Source organism: Micromonospora halophytica (assembly GCF_900090245.1).
GTDB lineage: Bacteria > Actinomycetota > Actinomycetes > Mycobacteriales > Micromonosporaceae > Micromonospora > Micromonospora halophytica.
On sequence record NZ_FMDN01000007.1, the window covers coordinates 1 to 16840 of the forward strand.

General features: G+C 74.0%; 16 protein-coding genes and 5 tRNA genes. 10 read left to right on the top strand and 11 right to left on the bottom strand.

What is annotated here, in order from left to right; all coding sequences use genetic code 11:
* The first annotated feature begins 211 nt into the window (after positions 1–211).
* Entirely contained in the window at positions 212–877 is a 666-nt protein-coding gene (locus tag GA0070560_RS12165; protein ID WP_139131485.1) for a hypothetical protein, read from the top strand.
* Positions 878–933: 56 nt separating this feature from the next.
* On the opposite strand, the gene GA0070560_RS12170 is transcribed toward GA0070560_RS12165, so the two are convergent.
* Positions 934–1008 (bottom strand) — tRNA-Val (locus tag GA0070560_RS12170).
* 9 nt (positions 1009–1017) lie between these two features.
* Positions 1018–1090: transfer RNA gene (locus GA0070560_RS12175), tRNA-Gly, on the bottom strand.
* 162 nt (positions 1091–1252) lie between these two features.
* On the opposite strand from GA0070560_RS12175, the gene GA0070560_RS12180 reads away from it, so the two are divergent.
* Positions 1253–1495 (top strand): DUF6458 family protein, encoded by a 243-nt coding sequence (locus tag GA0070560_RS12180; RefSeq protein ID WP_091295084.1) that lies wholly within the window; start codon positions 1253–1255, stop codon positions 1493–1495.
* 244 nt (positions 1496–1739) lie between these two features.
* Here the strand turns inward: GA0070560_RS12180 and GA0070560_RS12185 are convergent.
* The 3 genes from GA0070560_RS12185 to GA0070560_RS12195 all read right to left on the bottom strand — a co-directional run bounded on the left by GA0070560_RS12185 (position 1740) and on the right by GA0070560_RS12195 (position 2004).
* Positions 1740–1814: transfer RNA gene (locus GA0070560_RS12185), tRNA-Val, on the bottom strand.
* Positions 1815–1826: 12 nt separating this feature from the next.
* Positions 1827–1897: transfer RNA gene (locus GA0070560_RS12190), tRNA-Cys, on the bottom strand.
* Positions 1898–1931: 34 nt separating this feature from the next.
* A tRNA-Gly gene (locus GA0070560_RS12195) sits at positions 1932–2004 on the bottom strand.
* Between the two features lie 321 nt (positions 2005–2325).
* On the opposite strand from GA0070560_RS12195, the gene GA0070560_RS12200 reads away from it, so the two are divergent.
* Both GA0070560_RS12200 and GA0070560_RS12205 read left to right on the top strand, forming a co-directional pair.
* Entirely contained in the window at positions 2326–2928 is a 603-nt protein-coding gene (locus tag GA0070560_RS12200; protein ID WP_091295088.1) for a TetR/AcrR family transcriptional regulator, read from the top strand.
* A 119-nt stretch (positions 2929–3047) separates the two neighbouring features.
* A complete protein-coding gene (locus GA0070560_RS12205) occupies positions 3048–3629 on the top strand; it encodes a TIGR03086 family metal-binding protein (protein WP_091295092.1) in 582 nt (193 codons plus the stop codon).
* Positions 3630–3715: 86 nt separating this feature from the next.
* On the opposite strand, the gene GA0070560_RS12210 is transcribed toward GA0070560_RS12205, so the two are convergent.
* Both GA0070560_RS12210 and GA0070560_RS12215 read right to left on the bottom strand, forming a co-directional pair.
* Complete coding sequence (locus GA0070560_RS12210) at positions 3716–4894, bottom strand: alkane 1-monooxygenase (protein ID WP_091295095.1); 1179 nt, start codon at positions 4892–4894, stop codon at positions 3716–3718.
* Positions 4895–5225: 331 nt separating this feature from the next.
* Entirely contained in the window at positions 5226–5996 is a 771-nt protein-coding gene (locus GA0070560_RS12215) for a hypothetical protein (RefSeq protein WP_091295100.1), read from the bottom strand.
* Between the two features lie 180 nt (positions 5997–6176).
* Between GA0070560_RS12215 and GA0070560_RS12220 the strand changes: the two genes are divergently transcribed.
* Together GA0070560_RS12220 and GA0070560_RS12225 are read left to right on the top strand one after the other, a co-directional pair.
* A complete protein-coding gene (locus tag GA0070560_RS12220) occupies positions 6177–6845 on the top strand; it encodes a class I SAM-dependent methyltransferase (protein WP_091295103.1) in 669 nt (222 codons plus the stop codon).
* A 9-nt stretch (positions 6846–6854) separates the two neighbouring features.
* Complete coding sequence (locus GA0070560_RS12225) at positions 6855–8018, top strand: cytochrome P450 (RefSeq protein ID WP_091295106.1); 1164 nt, start codon at positions 6855–6857, stop codon at positions 8016–8018.
* Positions 8019–8099: 81 nt separating this feature from the next.
* Here the strand turns inward: GA0070560_RS12225 and bioD are convergent, their stop codons facing one another.
* Together bioD and GA0070560_RS12235 are read right to left on the bottom strand one after the other, a co-directional pair.
* Positions 8100–8804: a dethiobiotin synthase gene (bioD, locus tag GA0070560_RS12230; protein ID WP_091295728.1), complete on the bottom strand. Its 705-nt coding sequence runs from the start codon at positions 8802–8804 to the stop codon at positions 8100–8102.
* A 52-nt stretch (positions 8805–8856) separates the two neighbouring features.
* Positions 8857–9993, bottom strand: a complete 1137-nt coding sequence (locus tag GA0070560_RS12235; RefSeq protein WP_091295108.1) for an 8-amino-7-oxononanoate synthase — start codon at positions 9991–9993, stop codon at positions 8857–8859.
* 197 nt (positions 9994–10190) lie between these two features.
* Between GA0070560_RS12235 and bioB the strand changes: the two genes are divergently transcribed.
* Genes bioB through GA0070560_RS12250 form a run of 3 tightly spaced genes read left to right on the top strand, consistent with a single transcriptional unit; the run spans position 10191 to position 11938 of the window.
* The gene (gene bioB, locus GA0070560_RS12240) at positions 10191–11186 is read left to right on the top strand and encodes a biotin synthase BioB (RefSeq protein WP_091295111.1); all 996 of its coding nucleotides are present in this window, start codon (positions 10191–10193) and stop codon (positions 11184–11186) included.
* 7 nt (positions 11187–11193) lie between these two features.
* Complete coding sequence (gene bsaP / locus GA0070560_RS12245; protein ID WP_091295115.1) at positions 11194–11427, top strand: biotin synthase auxiliary protein BsaP; 234 nt, start codon at positions 11194–11196, stop codon at positions 11425–11427.
* Positions 11428–11431: 4 nt separating this feature from the next.
* Positions 11432–11938, top strand: a complete 507-nt coding sequence (locus GA0070560_RS12250; protein ID WP_091295118.1) for a GNAT family N-acetyltransferase — start codon at positions 11432–11434, stop codon at positions 11936–11938.
* A gap of 186 nt (positions 11939–12124) precedes the next feature.
* Here the strand turns inward: GA0070560_RS12250 and GA0070560_RS12255 are convergent, their stop codons facing one another.
* Complete coding sequence (locus tag GA0070560_RS12255; protein ID WP_091295121.1) at positions 12125–12655, bottom strand: DUF488 domain-containing protein; 531 nt, start codon at positions 12653–12655, stop codon at positions 12125–12127.
* A gap of 114 nt (positions 12656–12769) precedes the next feature.
* Between GA0070560_RS12255 and GA0070560_RS12260 the strand changes: the two genes are divergently transcribed.
* A complete protein-coding gene (locus GA0070560_RS12260; protein ID WP_245675487.1) occupies positions 12770–13729 on the top strand; it encodes an endonuclease domain-containing protein in 960 nt (319 codons plus the stop codon).
* A 57-nt stretch (positions 13730–13786) separates the two neighbouring features.
* On the opposite strand, the gene GA0070560_RS12265 is transcribed toward GA0070560_RS12260, so the two are convergent.
* Complete coding sequence (locus GA0070560_RS12265) at positions 13787–16741, bottom strand: glycoside hydrolase family 9 protein (protein ID WP_091295127.1); 2955 nt, start codon at positions 16739–16741, stop codon at positions 13787–13789.
* Between the last annotated feature and the right edge of the window lie 99 nt (positions 16742–16840).

Genomic DNA, 16840 nt, shown 5'->3' on the forward strand with positions numbered 1-16840 from the left:
AAGCAGGTCGACGGGTGGCAGGACATGCCGCTGACCCAGGCCGCCCAGACCGTGCAGGTCTCGGCCTACCCGGACCACTACGCCCAGTGGGAGCAGCAGGCCGCCGACCTCGTCACCGAACACTGGAACAGCTGACCCCACCCCGCACCACAACGCTGGCCGGCACCCCGATGGGGTGCCGGCCAGCGGCCTATCCACCAGCACAACCGGGATGACCACTTGTCCACGCCTCACCAGCCCTGCCCGCCCCACCACCGACCCGGCCGCGCTGGCGTTGCTGCGCCGTGGCCTGGTCGCGCCGGGACTGCTGGCCGGGTCGAAGCGGCGTGAGCGTGGCACTCCCCTCCCCACCGAGACGGGAGTACGGGCGCTGGAGGCCGACGCGCTGAGCCTCGGCTACGTCGTCGGGGCGCGGCTGCGCGCGTACCTGTGCCGGCAGGAACCGGCCCGGCTCGCCGCCCTCGGCTCCGCCCTGCTCACCGGCCTCGCCACCCTGGTCGGCGCGCACGTGCCGCACCTGCCGCTGTTCAAGGACTTCGACGGCGGGTTCCGGCCCAGCCTGTGGGAGGTGGCGTGCTGGTACGCCGCCGCCCGGGCCGAACGGGTACAGGTCCGCGCCGACGGCGTGCGCACCTACCGCCGCCAGCCGGGCGAGAGCCTGCGGGACTTCGCCGCCCGGCTGACCCACCTCGGGCCGGCGGAGGAGACGTCCGCCGGGCAGCCGCAGCCGGCGACGTTCGCGGCTCTGGTGCGTGGTGACGCCCCGGTCCGCGACGCCGCCCGGGTCTACGCGCTGCACCCTGACGGCCCGGACACCACCCGGATCCGCCGGCACACCGCCGCGGACCTGGTCGCGCAGCTCGCGCCGGTGGACTGACTGACCCCCGGGTACGACAGAAGCCCCGGCTCGTCGTGAGCCGGGGCTTCGCGGTCTGGTGGGCGATACTGGGTTTGAACCAGTGACCTCTTCCGTGTCAAGGAAGCGCGCTCCCACTGCGCCAATCGCCCGTGGTCGAGAGCGGACGACGGGATTCGAACCCGCGACCCTCACCTTGGCAAGGTGATGCGCTACCAGCTGCGCTACGTCCGCGTGCCGCCCGGTTTCCCCGGCGACAGACAGAACTCTACCCGATGCCAAGATCGCCGCCGCGCCCGCCCCGCCGGTTTCGTCCGGCCCGGGTGATTGCGCTGGTCAACGACGGGGTACTGACTGTCCTCGACAGCACACCGCATCCCCCTGAAGGAGGCTGTCGTGGGAATCGGAACGAGCATCTTCCTGCTCGCGGTCGGCGCGATCCTGACCTTCGCGCTGGACGCGAGCGTCGGTGGCGTCAACCTCGACGTCGTCGGTTGGATCCTGATGGCGGCCGGCCTGCTCGGCCTCGTCATCACGGCGCTGCTCTGGGGCCGCCGCCGCGAGGTGGTCGCCACGACGACCGAGCCGGTCGAGTACCGGCGGGTCGAGGAGCGACGGGACGTCGCCCCGCCGCTGTGACGACCAGGGGCGCGGCCGCCGGAGCTGAACGGTCCGCCCCCGCACACCGGTCGACTCCACGCCGGCCACCGGGAACCGGTGGCCGGCGTGCGTGCTGGTGACGGTCGCCATGATCGCGGTCGGGGAGCCGATCGACGGGGCGCTGCTGCGCGACGTGCTGAGCCGGGTGGTGTCCGCCCTGCCCTGCTGATCGCGGCTGACGGAACGACGAAGGGCCGGTCCCGGAGGACCGACCCTTCGTCGCTGGTGGGCGATACTGGGTTTGAACCAGTGACCTCTTCCGTGTCAAGGAAGCGCGCTCCCACTGCGCCAATCGCCCGTGCTCGTACCGAGGTGGGGACGGGATTTGAACCCGCGTACACGGCTTTGCAGGCCGTTGCCTCGCCTCTCGGCCACCCCACCGAGGTTGCCCCCGTCATGCGTGGCGGCATCTCCGAGCGGACGACGGGATTCGAACCCGCGACCCTCACCTTGGCAAGGTGATGCGCTACCAGCTGCGCTACGTCCGCTTGTCTCCGGGCGTTCCCGGTGACGGATGAGAACTTTAGCCGAGCCGTCGAACAAGTGCCAAATCGGGGGTGGTTCCGGCGCGCCACCCGGGGCTGCCTGCGCGCACACGACCCCTGAAGCTTCCTAGGAGACTGGGTGGTGAGGCGGCACGGGACGAGGGCCGCCGCAGGGAGGTCGGAACTGCCCCTACGGCAGGTCGAGCGGCCCTGCGCAGCGGGCCGTCGAGGCGTCGAGCGGCTGTCCGGCTTCCGACTGTCGAGGACGCAACCGGCCGGTTCGGTGACGCGCTGTGCTCACTTCGATGGGTTACCGTAACCGGCGTGACGAGACGTGCCGCCGATGTCCGCCTGGATTCCCTGCTGCGCACGGCCTGCGACGTGATCGTCGAGCGTGGACTCGCCAACACCCGGACGGCCGACGTGGCGCAGGCCGCCGGGGTCAGCCAGGCCCTGGTGTTCTACCACTTCGCCACCAAGGAACGCCTGCTCGCCCAGGCCTTCGCGTACGCGGTCGAGCAGGACCTGGCCCGACTGGACGCGGTGGTCCGGTCCTCCACCCCGCCGCTGACCAAGCTGCGCCGACTGCTGCGGCTCTACACCCCCGCCGGCCGGTCGATCTCCTGGTCGATGTGGATCGACGGATGGGCGGAATCGCTGCGCACCCCGGAACTGGAGAAGGTCTGCCGCCGGCTCGACCTGCGCTGGCGTCAGGACCTGGCCGCGGTGATCAGCCACGGGGTGGCCGACGGCACCTTCGTCTGCACCGACCCGGCCGGCGCCGCCTGGCGGATCAACGCGGTGATGGACGGACTGGCCGTCCAGTTGGCGGTGCACGAGCGGGTGATCACCCGCCGTCAGGTCGGTGAGTGGATCCGCCTGGTCGCCGCCCGCGAGCTGGGCCTCGACCAGAGCCAGCTCGACTGACCGGCGTCGACCCGCCGGCCCGGCCCGCCAGACCGACCGGCTCCGCCCCGGCGGGGCCGATCTGACGGGCGGGCCGCAAAACCGCCCGGACCGACACGAACAGCCGGACAATCGACGGCATGGACCTGCTCGAGACGTACCGGCGGAGCCTGGCCGAATTCATCGACCGGGTGGAGCAGGTGGCCCCGGCGCAGTGGTCGGACCCGACGCCCTGCCCGGGCTGGGACGTGCGCACCCTGGTCAACCACGTGGTGGCCGAGGACCGGTGGACGGTGCCGCTGCTCGCCGGTCGGACGGTCGCCGAGATCGGCGACCGTTTCGACGGCGACCAGCTCGGCGACGACCCGGTGGACACCGCTCGGCAGGCGGCGTCGCAGGCCGAGGTGGCCGCGACCCACCCCGGCGCGCTGGACACGACCGTGCACCTCTCGGCCGGCGAGACGGCGGCCGGCGAGTACCTGCACCAGCTCATCGCCGAGCATCTCGTACACGGATGGGACCTGGCGGTGGCGATCGGCGCGGACCCACGCCTGGACGGCGAGGCGGTCGCCGCCTGCGCCCGCTGGTTCGCCGGCCGGGCGGCGGACTACCGGCGCGGCGACCTGGTGCGGCCCGGCGTCGACGTGCCCGCCGACGCCGACGAACAGGACCGGCTCATCGCCGCCTTCGGCCGTGACCCGGACTGGACCCCACCGGCCTGACCCCGCCCGGCCGGCCGGGCGCGGGACCGACGGACCGGCAGGCGCGGCACACACGGCAGTCGCGACGGCCCGGCAGCGGGCGTACCTCAGGAGGGGGCAGCGGGGCGACGGTCATGGCGCTCCCGCAGCCGGCGCAGAGCCGGCGGGTGGACGTTGGCCAGGCCGAGGTCACCGCCGTAGTGGGCGAGCACCCGGCGGTCCATCACCCGCCGCCAGAGCGGGGGAACCAGCGCGGCGACGACCATGGCGGCGTAACCGGCGGGCAGCTGCGGCGAGGAGTCGAAGCTGCGCAGGGTCTGGTAACGGCGCAGCGGGTTGGCGTGGTGGTCGCTGTGCCGCTGGAGTTGGAAGAGGAAGACGTTGGTGACCGTCCGGTCGCTGTTCCAGCTGTGCCGGGGATCGACCTTCTCGTAGCGGCCGGCGGAGGTGCGCTGCCGGGCCAGCCCGTAGTGCTCCAGGTAGTTGACCACCTCCAGCAGGGAGAAGCCGACCACCGCCTGGAGCGCCAGGAACACCAGCACCCCCGGGCCGAAGGCAACCGCCAGCACGGCGTGGAGCACGACGCTCATCGCCCAGGCGTTGAGGATGTCGTTGCGCCACGTCCAGGGGCTGCGGCCGCGCAACCGGAACCGGCCCGTCTCCAGTCGCCAGGCCGACCGCAGACCGCCCACGACGGTACGCGGCCAGAACGCCCAGAAGCTCTCCCCCAGCCGTGAGCTGGCCGGGTCCTCCGGGGTGGCGACCCGGGTGTGGTGGCCCCGGTTGTGCTCGACGTGGAAGTGCCCGTACCCGGTGGGCGCGAGCGCGATCTTGGAGAGCCAGCGCTCCGCCGTCTCCCGCTTGTGCCCCAGCTCGTGGGCGGTGTTGATGGCGATGCCGTTGACCACGCCGACGGTGGCGACCAGCCCGGCCGCGCCGATCCAGGACAGCTCGCCACCGGTCCAGACGGCGCAGCAGAGCACCAGGGCGGCGTACTGGGCGGGCAGCCAGAGGTAGGTGAGCCAGCGGTAGTAGCCGTCGGCCGACAGCCGGGCCATCGCCTCCTCGGGCGGGTTGCGCCGGTCGTCGCCGATCAGCAGGTCGACCGCCGGGATGAGCCCGAAGACGACCAGCGGGGTGAGCCACCAGGCCCAGGCGTCGCCGGTGCCCCGCCAGGCGAGAAAGCCCAGGAAGGGCAGGACCGGGACCAGCAGGGCCAGCGGCCAGAGCGGCTTGCGGGTGTCACGCCAGGCGACGGGTCCGGCCGTCGCGGTGCCGAGGGTCATCGCCAACCTCCGATCTGTCGGGCTGCTCCCCCGACTGTGGCACCAGTCACGTCAATTTACAAGTGGCACCTTTTTGTAAAGCGAATGGAGTGACCGGGGCGGCGCGTACCGTCACCGACGACGTTGTCCGTGCCGACCCGGACACCTTCGAGGCGGTCGCCGGGACGTGCCGGCTCCTCGCGGTGGCGCCCGGCTTCGGGCAGCCGCGGCTCGGCGTGGTCGCCCGGGAGGGCCGGCAGGGATACGTCGACCTGCGGCGGCCCCCGGTCAGCGACGCGCCGGCGTCCAGCGGCGGGGACGCTCGAACGGCAGGCCGCCCCCCTTCGTCCCTTCAGGACTCGCGGGTCAACTGCCGCAGCCGCAGCAGCAGCCCGGCGCCGAGGAAGAGCAACAGCCCGCCGAGCAGGAAGGCCGCCTGCACCACACCGAACCCGCCGGTCGCGCTACCGGACGTCGGGCGACCGGCGGCGGGTGGCACCTCGGCCACCGCCCCCTCGGCCTGCCCGGCCGGCTCGTCGGCCGCGTCGGACTCCTCGACGCTCGCCTGCGACTCCGCCGGCTCCGGCGCGCGGCTGCTCGCCGGTGCGGTCGCGTCCGGGCCGACCACGTCGCGGGTGGCGGTCCGCCGGGCGAGCAGGCGCAGGTTCGGGTCGTACGCCTCGGCGGCGAGGGTGATCCGCCCCCGGGTGACGTCGGCGTCGAAGGCCACCCGGTAGCGGGCGGTGACCGTACGGTCGGGGCAGAGGGTGCCCGGGTCGAGCCGGCGGTCGGTCAGCCGGGCCACGGCCCCCTCGGTCTGGATCTGGAGGGGGAAGATGCCGGACTCCTCGACCCGGTCCATCTTCACCTGGTCCAGCCGGAGCCCGTCGACGGTGAGCACCATCGACCAGCGGACCTTCACGCACCCGCCGGGATCGGTGCGGGAGACCACCGCGGAGACCGTCCGCACCTCACCGCCGGCGGTGAACTCGTCGGGCAGTCCGCTCAGCTCGGTGGCGAAGGCGGCGAACGCCGGTGCGGGGGCCACGAGCCCTGTCGCCGACAGGCAGGCCAGCACCACCCCGAGCCGCACCGCGTTGCGCCACACCGTCGCCACCGTCATCCTCCTTCTGCCCTCTGCCGGTCCCGTCCAACCGCCACGCTATGAGCGGTGCGGGGAAGCGGGTAGACGGGCGTGTTCGCACGAGCCGTGAATCTTGGGACGGGTTGTCACGCACAGTGGTGAACCGGTCACCGTCGACCCGCGACACGCCCGGGAACGACGCCGGGGGACAATCCACGGGTGTCCGATCTCGCCACCGCCTTCGTCCGGCTGCACGCCCGTCTCGCCCCGGTGGCCTTCGTCCCGGAGGTGCGGCTGCACCAGGCCGACGAGCCGATCGGGCTCTGGGAGCTGACCGAGGGCGAGTTCCGCAGCGCCCAGCCGCCGCCGTTCTGGGCGTTCGCCTGGGCCGGCGGGCAGGGGCTGGCCCGGTACGTCACCGACCACCCCGATCTGGTGGCCGGCCGTCGGGTGCTCGACCTGGCCTCCGGCTCCGGCCTGGTCGCCATCGCCGCCGCCCGGGCCGGCGCGGCGTCGGTCCGGGCCGTCGAGGTCGACGAGCGGGCGGTGGCCGCCGTCGCGCTCAACGCCGAGGCCAACGGGGTACGCGTCGACGCCGAGTTCGGCGACATCCTCGACGGTGACGCCGCCGACGCCGAGGTGGTGCTCGCCGGGGACGTCTTCTACAGCGAGGCGATGGCGAGACGGATGCTGCGCTTCCTGCTCCGGGCCGCCCGGTCCGGGGCCCGGGTGCTGGTCGGCGACCCGGGGCGGGCCTTCCTGCCCCGCGAGCGGTTCCGCGAGCTGGCCGGGTACGACGTGCCGGTGCCGGAGGCGCTGGAGAGCGTACGGGTGAAGCACACCACCGTCTGGGAACTGGACGCCGCCCTGCCGGGAGCCGCCCGCTAGCGTGACGGCGTGCTGTTCCAGGGCTGGGGGGAGTCCGTCGACGAGCGGTGGCCCGACGTGGCCGTCGTCGCCGACCACGTCGGGGTCGACCATCTGGTGGTCACCCGGCACGCGCTGGTCCGGCAGGTCCTCGCCGACCCGGTGACCTGGCGGCCCGACAACGCCCTGGACGCGGTGACCCCGCTTCCGGTGGCGGCGCTGCGGGTGCTCGCCGGGCACCGGTTCCGGCTGCCGCCGACCCTGGCCAACAACTCCTCGGCCAGCCACCCGGCGATCCGGACCGTCGTCGCCGAGGCGTTGCACCCCACCCGGGTGGCCGCCCAGCAGCCCTGGCTGACCGGCCTGGTCCGGCAGCGGGTGGCCCGGCTCGCCGCCGCCCTCGACGCCGGGGAGCCGGTCGACCTGTACGCCGAACTCGCCGCCGACCTGCCGCTGCTGGTGCTGGCCCGGCTCGTCGAACTGCCGGACGCCCCGGTCGAGGCGGTGAAGGACTTCGCCCGGGCCGCGCTGGAGCTGTTCTGGGCCCCACTGGACACCGACCGGCAGCTCGCCCTCGCCGCCGAGGTGGGGCGCTTCCACACGGTGCTGCGCGACTTCGCCGCCACCGGGGGTGGCCTGGCCGCCACGCTGCGCGCCGACGGGCACTCCCCCGACGTGGTCGTCGGCGCCCTGTTCTTCCTGCTGGTGGCCGGCCAGGAGACCACCTCGCAGTTCCTCACCCTGCTGCTGCACCGGCTCACCGCCGAGCCGGCGGTCCGCGCCGGGCTGCGGGCCGGCACGGTGGCGGTCGCCGACGTGGTCGAGGAAGGGCTGCGGCTGGAGCCGCCGATCGTGACCTGGCGGCGGGTGGCCGCGGTGGACGCCACGCTGGGCGGGACGGCGGTGGCGGCGGGAACCAGTGTGGTGCTCTGGCTGGCCCGCGCCGGACGCGACCCCGACGTGGTCGCCACGCCGGGACGGTTCCTGCCCGGGCAACGCGGGTCGCGCCGGCACCTGGCCTTCGGGGCCGGGGCGCACCGCTGCGTGGGCGCGCACCTGGCCCGGATGGAGGCGGCGGTCGTGGTGACCGAGGCGGCGACGCTGCTCGACGGGGTGCGGGTGGCCCGCCCGCCCTGGTGCCCGGACAACCTCACCTTCCGGATGCCGGACTCGTTCGTCGTCCGCCGGGGCTGACCGTCGAGCGCACCCACGGCGAGGTCCGGGTGCGCACCCGACGCCTGTGCCGACCCGGACACCGGCACGAAGGTCAGGTGCTCAGCCGGCGTCCTCGGCCCAGGCACGCCAGTCGTCGAGCACGCCGTACAGGGCCGGGGTGAGCCAGCCGGGCGCGGAGCGGCGGAACACCCCCGGGTCGATCGCCCCGGCGCCGGCCGGCAGCGCGCCGAGCAGATTCGGCACCAGCTCGGTCAGGTTGGCCCAGTGCACCAGCTCCGGCTCCGCCGGCCAGGCGCCGATCACCACCCCGGCGGGGATCGCCCGGCGTTCCAGCGCCTCCAGGGTGAGCGCGGTGTGGTTGAGGGTGCCGAGGCCGGCGCGGACCACCACCACGGCCGGGGCGCCGAGGGAGACGGCCAGGTCGGCGACGGTCCACGGTTCGCCGGAGGGGCGCAGTCCCATCGGCACGAGCAGCCCGCCGGCCCCCTCGACCAGAACCAGGTCGTGCTTGTCGACCTCGGCGCGGATCGCGTCGACGGCGGTGTAGAGCTCCAGCGGCTCCAGCTCGGCGACCCGGGCCGCGGCGAGCGGGGCGAGCGGGTCGGGGTAGCTGGCCAGGGTCCGCCCGGTGAACGGGGCGGCGAGCCGGGTCACCGAGTCGACGTCGCCGGGTTCCCCGGTGGCCGTACCCGTCTGACCCGGCTTGACGACCGCGACCCGCATGCCGGCGGCCTGGGCGGCCGCGGTGATCGCGGCCGTCACCACGGTCTTGCCGACCTCGGTGTCGGTGCCGGTGACCAGCACCGCTCCCTTCCACGGCGTGGTCACCGCAGCACCTCCGCCCCAGCCGGCGCGCTCACGGCGCGCACTCCACGATCACGTCCAGCGCCCGCGCGAAGTCGGCCCGGCCGATCCCGGCGGAGATGGTCAGCCGCAGCCGGGAGCGGCTGTCCGGGGTGGACGGCGGGCGGAAGCAGCCGACCGCGACACCCCGGTCGCGGCAGTCGGCGGCCCAGGCGGTGGCGGCCTCAGGGCCGGGGGCGGTCACCGACACCACTGCCGCGTCCGGGGCGGAGACCGTCAGGCCGGCGGCGGTCAGCCGGCGGACCGCCAGCGCGGCCCGGTCGGCCAGCTCCGCACGCAGGTCGTCGCCGGCCCGGGCCAGCGCGACGGCGGCGCGTACGCCGGCGGCGACCGCAGGGGGCGGCGCGGTGTCGAAGATGAACGTCCGGCCCGTCTCGACCAGGTGCCGGACGAACTCGGCCGGACCGGCGACCACTCCACCCGCACCGCCGAGCGCCTTGGAGAGGGTGGCGGTGACCACCACGTCGGGTTCGCCGGCGAGACCGGCCGCGGCCACCCCGCCGGCTCCGTCCGGCCCGGTGACCCCGAGCGCGTGCGCGTCGTCGACCAGCAGCAGCGCGCCGTGCCGGCGGGCCACGGCGTGCAGGTCGGCCAGCGGGGCGAGGTCGCCGTCGACGGAGAAGACCGACTCGGTCACCACCACGGCCGGGCGGCCGGGGGCGGCGGCGAGCGCGGCGGCCACCGCGTCGACGTCGGCGTGCGCGGTGACCACGGTCTCCGCGCCGGAGATCCGGCAGCCGTCGATCAGCGAGGCGTGGTTGTGGGCGTCGGAGACCAGCAGGGTACGCGGCTGCGTCAGGCCCCGGACGGCGGCGAGGTTGGCCAGGTAGCCGGAGGAGAAGACGAGCGCCCGGTCGACGCCGAGCCAGTCGGCGAGGGCGTCCTCCAGCGCGTGGTGGACGTCGGTGGAGCCGCGGACCAGCCGCGACCCGGTGGCCCCCAGCCCGTACGCGGCCAGCGCCCGCGCGGCGGCGGCGGTGACCTCGGGGTGGGTGGCCAGGCCGAGGTAGTCGTTGCCGGCGAGGTCGACCACGGCGTCGCCGGCGGCCCGGGGGCGCAGCGTGCGGGTCAGCCCGGCCTTGGCGCGCAGCCCGGCCCGACGGTCCAGCGCCGCCAACCAGTCCACCACCGTCCCCGCCTCCCTCCGCCTGTGTCGCCGGCGTGCCGGGGATCGGCGCGCCGCCGGGCGAAATTACCACCCGGCCGGCGCCGCACGGCGTGGCGCGGCCCCACCGCACCGGTGGCGGTACGGACCCCGCGGACGACCCGGGCACGGGCCCGACGTGGGCGTTCCCGGCCACCCGGGGGCCTTGTAGGGTACGAGCCATGCCAGAGATCCTCGACCAGGCCCGGACCCAGGTGCTGGAGAACGGCGTCGGTCTCGACGAGTCCGGTGTCCTCGCCGTGCTCAACCTGCCCGACGAGCACCTGCCCGCCGCCCTCCAGCTCGCCCACGAGGTGCGGATGCGGTGGTGCGGCCCGGAGGTCGAGGTGGAGGGCATCGTGTCGCTGAAGACCGGCGGCTGCCCGGAGGACTGCCACTTCTGCTCGCAGTCGGGGCTGTTCACCTCCCCGGTCCGCTCGGTCTGGCTGGACATCCCCTCGCTGGTCGAGGCGGCGAAGCAGACCGCGAAGACCGGGGCGACGGAGTTCTGCATCGTGGCCGCCGTGCGTGGCCCGGACGCCCGGCTGATGAAGCAGATGCGCGAGGGTGTCGCCGCCATCAGGGCCGAGGTCGACATCCAGGTCGCCGCCTCGCTGGGCATGCTCAGCCAGGAGCAGGTCGACGAGCTGGTCGACATGGGCGTGCACCGGTACAACCACAACCTGGAGACCTGCCGCTCCTACTTCCCCAACGTGGTCACCACGCACTCCTGGGAGGAGCGCTGGGAGACGCTGCGGATGGTCCGCGAGTCCGGCATGGAGGTCTGCTGCGGCGGCATCCTCGGCCTGGGCGAGTCGGTGGAGCAGCGCGCCGAGTTCGCCGCGCAGCTCGCCGAACTGGACCCGCACGAGGTGCCGCTGAACTTCCTCAACCCGCGGCCGGGCACCCCGCTCGGCGACCGTCCGGTGGTGGAGGGCAAGGACGCGCTGCGCGCCATCGCCGCGTTCCGGCTGGCCATGCCGCGCACCATTCTCCGGTACGCGGGCGGCCGCGAGATCACCCTCGGTGACCTGGGCACCCGCGACGGTCTGCTCGGCGGCATCAACGCGGTGATCGTCGGCAACTACCTGACCACCCTGGGCCGACCGGCGACGGCGGACCTCGACCTGCTCGAGGACCTGAAAATGCCGGTGAAGGCGCTGTCGGAGACCCTGTGAGGCGACGGTGACCGAGCTTGCCGAGCCCGTGCGGCCGACCGACCGCGCCGGTGCCACGGCCCCGCCCTGGTGCGACCGGTGCGGCGGGGAGTCGGCGACCGGCGGGCACGCGGCGTGCGCGGCGGCCCGCGTCCTGGAGCCGCCGCGCTACTGTGCGCACTGCCGCCGCCGGATGAAGGTGCAGGTGCTGCCGGTCGGCTGGTCGGCGGCCTGCGTCGAGCACGGCGAGATCCGGGGCTGAGCAGGTGCTGCGGGGGCGGTCGGTGACGCTGCGTCCGGTGACGGACGCGGACGTGCCCACCCTCGCGGCCATCCGGGCCACCCCGGAGGTCCGCCGGTGGTGGCGCGGCGGTGACGACCTGGTCGGCGCGGTCCGCGCCGACCTGGCCGACGCCGACCTGACCGTGTACGCAATCGAACACGACGGCCGGGTGGTCGGCGCGATCCAGTGGTACGCCGAGACCGACCCCGACTACCGGCACGCCGGGTTGGACGTCTTCCTCGACCCGCAGGTACGCGGGGCGGGCCTGGGCGGGGACGCGATCCGCACCCTGGCCCGCCACCTGTTCGACGACCACGGGCACCACCGGCTCGTCATCGATCCGGCGGCGGCGAACACCGCCGCGATCCGGGCGTACGCGAAGGTCGGCTTCCGCCCGGTCGGGGTGATGCGCCGCTACGAGCGGGCCGAGGACGGCACCTGGCACGACGCCCTGCTGATGGACCTGCTCGCCGGCGACCTCGCGGACTGACCGGGCTGCGGTGACCGCCCCGGTGCCGGTGGGCGGCCCGGTGCCAGTGGGCGGGACGGTGCCGGTGGGCGGGACGGTGCCGGTGGGCGGGACAGGGTCAGCCGGCGTCGGCTGCGGCCCGGGCGGCGACGCACCGGGTGGCCTGGCCCCGCCCCGGAGCTGAACCGCCGGTGGGCCGGGTACGTGTCAGCCGTCCCAGTGCACGGTGGCGTCGGGGCCGCGACGGGCCCCGTCGGCCGGGCGGTGCGGGACGGTCCGGCCGTCCGGCATCAGGTGCCGCACCGGCACGTCGTGGCCGAGCACCGCGACGTCGGCGATCAGCCGGCGGTGGCAGCGCCACCAGACGCTCTCGCTGCACATCACCGCTGTGGTCCGGGTGCCCGCGTCGGCCAGGACGTCGTCCAGCGCCGCGCTGAAGTCGGGGGTGCGGGTGTACGCCGCGTACGCCCGGAACGCCGGGACCGTCCACCAGGTGTCCGGCTCCGGGGTGCCGGCCGGGGTGTGCCGGCGGCCGCCGAGCCGAGGCTCCCAGCGGTAGTCGACGCCCCGTTCCGGCAGCCAGCGTTCGAGGGCCTCCCGTCGCACGTCGGGGTTGGTCCGGCTGGCCGGGTACCGCCGGACGTCGACGACCAGCGCGACCCCGGCCCCGGTCAGCAGTTCCCCCAGCCGTTCCCGGTCGGCCGCCCCGTGCCCCACCGTCAGCAACGTTCGCGTCACGCGTTCAGCATGCCCCGGATCTTGGACAGTTACCGTTCCATGCGAACGACAACTGTCCAAGATCTGCGGTCGACGGGGCAGCGCGCGGGGGGTGCTATGGGCACACTGGGGCGGGTGTTGCCCGCGCTTCCCGCCGACAGGGCGGATGCCCTGGACTGGCTGGTGTTCGAACAGTCCGGTGTCGTGACCACCGCCCAGGCCACCCGCCTGCTTACCGCAGGGGTCGTCCGAGGGTTGGTCCGGTCCGGACGATGGCGGTCGGTCTGCCGTGGCATCCTGCTCACCGGCAACGGCCGGCTCACCAGGGACCAGCAGTTGTGGGTCGCCGTGCTGGCCGCGGGTCGGGGCGCGGTCCTGGCCGGGGCGACGGCGGCGGCCGAGGCTGGGGTACGAGGGCTGCGCCTGGCTCCGCTGCACGTGCTGGTGCCGGCGGCCCGACGAGCGGCGCGGACGGTGCTGCGCAACCTCCCGATCGACATGGCGGCGGTGCTCGTGCACCGCACGGCCGTGCTGCCGCAGTCGCACCTGCAACTGGCCCGGCCACCTCGCACCACGACCGCCCGTGCGTTGGTGGACGCGGCGGGCTGGGCCCGCGACGTCGACGAGGCGCAGACGCTGCTCGCTGCGGGCTGCCAGCAGCGCCGGGTGACGCCCGAGGAAATCCGGGCGGTGGTCGACGCGCTGCCCCGCGCACCCCGCCGGGCGCTGATCCGACAGACCGTGGCGGACATCGCCGGTGGGGCGGAGGCGCTGTCCGAGATCAACTTCGTCCGGCTGTGCCGACGGCACGGCCTGCCTCTGCCGGACCTGCAACACCGGCGGGCCGACGCCGCCGGTCGGGTCCGCTGGCTGGACGCGTACTGGCGGGAGTGGGGTGTGCACGTGGAGATCGACGGGTCGCACCACATGGACGTGCGGCACTGGGCGGCGGACATGCGTCGGCAGAACGACATCTGGACCACCGGGGACCGCATCCTGCGCTTCCCCGCCTGGCTGGTCCGCGCCCGCCCGCACGAGGTCGTCGCCACCCTCCACCGCGCCCTCACCGCAGCCGGCTGGCGCCCCCAGGAATGAATCTTGGACAGTTGCCGTCCGGTGCGAACGGCAACTGTCCAAGATTCCGGGGACGGATCAGGCGATGGTGCAGGTGGCGCCGTTGAGGGTGAAGGCGGTCGGCTTCGGGTTGGCGCCGGTGTGGGTGCCGTTGAAACCGAAGCTGGTGGACGCGCCCGGGGCGAGCGTCCCGTTGTAGGAGACGTTCGTGGCGGTCACCGCGGTGCCGGTCTGGGCGTACGTGGCCGACCAGCCCTGGCCGACCTTCTGCCCGGCGTTCGGGAAGGTGAAGGCCAGCGTCCAGCCGTTGATCGTGCTGGTGCCGGTGTTGGTGATCGTGATGTTCGCGGTGAAGCCGGTGCTCCAGTCGCTGGTCGTCCAGGCGACCGTGCAGGTGCCGCCGGTCGGCGGGTCGGCGGTGGTGACGGTGACCGGCGCGGAGGCCACGGAGGTGTTACCGGCAGCGTCCACCGCGACGACGTAGTGGGTGTAGGTCGTCGCGGGGGTCAGGCCGGTCAGCGCCAGCGTGGTCGTGGTGGGCGAGCCGACCAGGATGTCGGTCGCGCCGGCCTCCCGGTAGACCCGGTAGCCGGTGACCCCGACGTTGTCGGTGGCCGCCGGCCAGCTCAGGGTGAGCCCGGTGGCGGTGACCGCCGAGGTGGTCGGGGTGCCGGGTGCGGTGGGTGCGGTGGTGTCCGGGGCTGGCGCGGCGGGGGTGGTCACCGACACCGTCGGCGAGGCCGTGGACCGGTTGCCGGCCCCGTCGCGGGCCCGCACCGAGAACTGGTACGTCCGCTCCGGCGTCAGCCCGGTCACCGCGAGGCTGTTGGTCGACGCCGGGAGCAGCAGCGTATCGCTGCCCACCTGCGCCTGGGTGACCTCGTAGCCGGCCAGACCACTGCCACCGGCGTCGGTGGAGGCCGGCCAGGTCAGGGTGAGCCCGGTCGGGGTGACCGCCGAGGCGACGGGCGTGCCGGGCGTGGTCGGGGCGGTGGTGTCCGGGGTGGCCGGGCCGGGCTCGGAGCCCCAGACCCGGGTGCCGTCGTGGTAGAGCGGCACCGCCGGGTTCGGCCCGGCGGTCCCCTGGTACGACGGGTCGTTGGTCGGGTCCCAGGTGCCGCCCTCCGGCACGCCGATCTTGAACTGGACCTCCATCCGGTGCTGCGACTGCCCGGCGGGGGCGATGGTGTGTCCGGTGCAGTCGACCTCGACGTACCAGATGTCGCCACTGAACTGCTTCGCGGTCGACGGTGACGGGCAGCCCTGGGTGTAGCCGGGGGTGACCTGCACCGGTCCGGTGCCGTCGGGGCGGAAGTAGTAGCGGAACTTCGCCGTGGTCAGCGCCCGCGCCGGGAAGGCGGACCTGTTGTAGACGACGGCCTTGAGCCCGGTCGCCCGGGGCTCGGCCTGCATCACCGTGGTCTCCACGGTCAGCTCGTCGATGTCCGGCGTCTCGGCGGTCGGGAAGCCGGTGAGCGGGCTGCCGCCGTACTCCTTCGTGAGCCGGACCAGGGCCGAGGTGAAGCCGGCGTTGTAGTCGGTGGCCACCTCGTTCATCACGTAGTCCGACCGGCTGTCGGTGTAGGCGTCGTTGGCCGCGGACGGGCCGCCGACCAGCGCGCCGTGGAGCACGTGCCGGGTCTCGGCGGGCACGGTCTGGCTGTCCCACCAGGAGCCGTGGGCGGTGCGGTGGTGCGGGTTCTTCGGCGGGTTGGCCCCGAAGCCGATGACGTAGCTGGAGTTGCGGGGGTTGTCGCCGAGCGCGTAATTGATCTGCCGGACGGCGAAGTCGTGGTATCGCGCCTTGCGGGTGGCGTCGGTGATGTGGTCGCTGTGCACCAGGGCGACGAAGCTGGTGTTGGCCGCGTACCGCAGCGCGCCCCAGGAGTCGAGCACCGCCATCCCGCCCGGCGAGTAGGGCACGCGCACGCCGTTGACGCCGACGGTCCAGTAGTCGAGCCACCGGTTGGCGTCGTCCAGGTACTTCTGCCTGCCGGTGAGCTTGTGCAGCAGCACGTAGGCGCCGTACTGCTTGTTGTCCCAGGCGATGGTCCACTTGTAGGACTTGGTGCTGGTCTGGTTCTCGTTGCCGAGCTTGTCGTACTCGCTCTCGGCCTTGGCCAGGTAGGCGGCGTCTCCGGTGGCCCGGTGCAGCCAGATCGCGCCCCACACCAGCTCGTCCTGGTATCCGCTCCAGGACCGGTAGAAGCTGGTCGCGTCGGTGATGCACTCGTGGTAGTTCTTCCGCACCGTGTCGGCGAAGGTGTAGAGCTGCTTCGCGTGCCCGAGCAGTTTGTCGGCGTAGGCGGCGTCGGTGGGCCGGAAGACCATCGACGACGCGGCCATCGCGGCCGCCGTCTCACCCGCCAGGTCCGCGCCGCCACAGCTCGCGTCGATCTTGTACGCGGGTCGCGCCATCGGCATGACCTCGGCCGGCCCCCACCACTTGTGGTCGTCGTCGCCCTTGCCGACCTGGCCGTAGAGCACGTTCGGCGCGGGATGCGCCCTGACGAACCAGTCGTTGACGAAGCGCAGGTTGTTGAGCAGGTGCGGGAGCTGGCCGGAGGCGACGTAGCCGTCGCGGTACTCCACCGCGCCCCAGGCCAGCATGGTGGTGCTGAACGCCATGGGGAAGCCGAACTTCACGTGGTCGCCGGCGTCGTACCAGCCGCCGGTGAGGTCGAGCCCGACGTCGGCGCCGTCGGTGAGCGCCGAGTCGCCGCGCCAGGAGACCCGGTTCCAGGCGGGTTTCCTCCCGGACTGCTGCGCCTCGTAGAAGAGCAGCGACTTCTGCAACGCCTCTGCGTAGTTGAAAGCGGGCGCGGCGGCGGCGTCGGCGGTCCGCACTCCCGCACCGGCCCGGACCGCGCCGTAGTTGAAAGCGGGCGCGGCGGCGGCGTCGACCGGGGCGGCGGTCGCGGCGGACGGGGCGGCGACGGCCAGGGCCAGGCCACTGGTCAGTGCGGTGCCGGCGGCGAGGACGCGGCGCAGCCAGGGTCTGCCGCGCAGCGGCGACCGGAGGGGATGGCGCATGGCGAGCTCCTGTGGCTGACGCCTCCGGCTGCGGTCACCGGACGGGACGGGTGTCGGAGGTGGTGGGCCGCCGCCGGAGGCTGTGGTGGTGGTGAAGGG

Coding starts and splice junctions, on each gene's coding strand:
- GA0070560_RS12165 (WP_139131485.1), top strand. CDS start 212: ATGACCACTTGTCCACGCCTCACCAGCCCTGCCCGCCCCACCACCGAC.
- GA0070560_RS12205 (WP_091295092.1), top strand. CDS start 3,048: ATGGACCTGCTCGAGACGTACCGGCGGAGCCTGGCCGAATTCATCGAC.
- GA0070560_RS12210 (WP_091295095.1), bottom strand. CDS start 4,894: ATGACCCTCGGCACCGCGACGGCCGGACCCGTCGCCTGGCGTGACACC.
- GA0070560_RS12215 (WP_091295100.1), bottom strand. CDS start 5,996: ATGACGGTGGCGACGGTGTGGCGCAACGCGGTGCGGCTCGGGGTGGTG.
- bioB (WP_091295111.1), top strand. CDS start 10,191: ATGCCAGAGATCCTCGACCAGGCCCGGACCCAGGTGCTGGAGAACGGC.
- GA0070560_RS12265 (WP_091295127.1), bottom strand. CDS start 16,741: ATGCGCCATCCCCTCCGGTCGCCGCTGCGCGGCAGACCCTGGCTGCGC.